This window comes from Fusobacterium sp. SYSU M8D902 (genome assembly GCF_040199715.1).
In the GTDB taxonomy this organism is placed as follows: Bacteria; Fusobacteriota; Fusobacteriia; order Fusobacteriales; family Fusobacteriaceae; genus Fusobacterium_A.
In genome coordinates this window covers 1-2424 of record NZ_JBEFNA010000056.1, presented here as the reverse complement: position 1 = coordinate 2424, position 2424 = coordinate 1, and the positions used below count along the sequence as shown (strand labels likewise).

The 2424-nt window shown below is 28.3% G+C and carries 2 protein-coding genes; both read left to right on the top strand.

Features of this window, described 5'->3' with window-relative positions; all coding sequences use genetic code 11:
* The first annotated feature begins 125 nt into the window (after positions 1–125).
* Entirely contained in the window at positions 126–1628 is a 1503-nt protein-coding gene (gene istA / locus ABNK64_RS10975; RefSeq protein WP_349764415.1) for an IS21 family transposase, read from the top strand.
* Complete coding sequence (gene istB / locus ABNK64_RS10970) at positions 1625–2350, top strand: IS21-like element helper ATPase IstB (protein WP_349764413.1); 726 nt, start codon at positions 1625–1627, stop codon at positions 2348–2350. Before istA ends, istB begins: the two co-directional genes overlap by 4 nt.
* Positions 2351–2424: the final 74 nt, after the last annotated feature.

Genomic DNA, 2424 nt, shown 5'->3' with positions numbered 1-2424 from the left:
TGTTTGGTGTATAATAGAATTCCAAGAAGTTGCAGCATAAAATTTCAATAAAAAATCCATTGTAAATTTACCCTAAAATTTGTTATCCTTTTAATAGCGATCAAACTGTTAAAAGGAGAAAGGATATGCTTACAATGGATCAAATAAATAATATCAGATTTTTAAAAAGAACTCAAGGAAAAACTTACAAAGAGGTTGGGGAAATTACTGGTGTTTCATATAAAACTATTAAAAAATATGAGGAATTAGAAGATTTAACTCCTAAAATTAGACCTTCTATCAAAAGACCTACTAAATTAGATCCCTTTAAAAAAGAAATTAGAAAGTGGCTGATTAGTGATAAAGGAAGACCTCATAAACAAAGGCATACTGCCAAGAGAATTCATAATAGACTTCTTGAAAAGTACCATGATACATATACCGCAAGCTATAGGACTCTCGCGAAGTATGTAACTAGCTTAAAAAAAGAACTTAGCTTAGGAAAAGAAGAATTTCTGGAACTAAAACATTTTACAGATGAAGCTCAAGTTGATTTTGGAAAAGCTACATTCATTGAGAAAGGAAAAAAGATACAAGGAAGCTATTTGGTTTTAACTTTACCTTACAGTAATGCTGGATTTGTCCAACTCTTTAGGGGAGAAACACAAGAATGTTTACTCGAAGGCTTGAAAAATATATTTAATCATATTGGAAGAGTTCCTTCTAAAATATGGTTTGATAATTTATCGGCTGCTGTTAAAATTTTCAATAAAAAGGAAAGAAAACTTAATAACTTCTTTGAAAGATTTTGTGCTCATTATTCTTTTAAACCCATATTTTGTAATCCTGCAAGTGGAAATGAGAAAGGAAATGTAGAAAATAAAGTTGGATATTTCAGAAGAAATTATCTTGTACCAGAGCCAGAATTTAATAGCCTTGAAAACTTTAATAAGTATCTGTTAACCCTTTGCGATAATGATCATAAAAGGGTACACTACCAAAAAAGAGTTTCAATCAAAAAACTTTATGAAGAGCAAGTACTAGAAATGCAATTAGTAAATCCAATTGAATTTGAAGTCTTTAGAATTGAAAAGAGAAAAGCTAATAAATATGGAAATATAGAATTTGAAACAAATATCTATTCAGTTTCTCCTAAAGAGAAGAATAATGAGTTATGGATTAAGATTGCAGCCAATAATATTACTATTTTAAACGAAGATAAAGTTGAATTAATTAAACATCAACGTTGCTTTGAAAAATATAAGAATATTATCAGTTATACAGAATCTCTTCCATTGATTATTCAAAAAATTAATGCCTTAGAAAATACGGAGTTTTATCAGACATTACCTACTATTTGGAAAGAATTTTTAAAAGATAAAGATAAGGAACAAAAAAGAAGAATACTTAAAGTTTTAGAAAAGATTCTTTTAGATAGCTCTATAGAAATTGCAACTCTTGTTTTGCAACAAGCACTAAGTGCAGGAGTAACTGCGCCAGATTCGATATTAACAATGTTTTATCGATATATTGATCGCGATTTTAAGATTGAAGAATTAGAATCTCTTCCTGAAAAAGTTCCTAAAATATCTGAATACCAAATTGATTTAGATAGATATAATAAATTTTTAGGAGGAAGTTCTAAATGAAAGATATATTAATAGATTATGCTAAAAAATTAAAATTAGGAAGAGAATTTTTAAATGATTTTGAAGATATTCCATTTACTACAAAGGAGGAATACTTAGCAAATGTACTTAAAAGAGCCTTAGAATATCAGCAGATAAATAGAAAAAATCGATTATTAAAACAAGCTAAATTTGAAGTATACAAAAGTTTAGAAAACTACGACTATACTAATGTTGAGTTTCCAGAGACTTTAAATATAGAGGGATTAGTAGAAGGAAACTTCATAGAAAATAAAGAAAACTTGATATTTTATGGGCCAGTCGGAACTGGCAAAACACATTTTGCAACAGCTCTTGGAATAGAAGCATGTAACAGAGGAAAGAAAGTAAGGTTTTTTAAAGTTTCAACATTGGTAAATGAGTTGCTGGAGGCTTATGAAAAGGGAGAGCTTAGGCGCTACACTAATACTTTAAATAAATATGATTTACTAATATGTGATGAATGGGGATATGTACCAATATCCCTGAAAGGTTCAGAGTTACTATTTCAAGTAATAGCAGATTGCTATGAAAGAAAAAGTCTAATAATTACTACCAATTTAGAATTTGGTAAGTGGATTAGTATATTTATGGATAAAAAATTAACTAGTGCTATTATAGATAGAATAATTCATCATGGCCATGTAATTTATTTTACAGGAGATAGCTATAGGATAAAAAACTCAACTATAAATAGCATCTAGTTATTAAATTTACAATGGATAAAAGTTGGAAATTTAAAGTTGCAATTTATTAAACTAACTACTTGCAAAACACA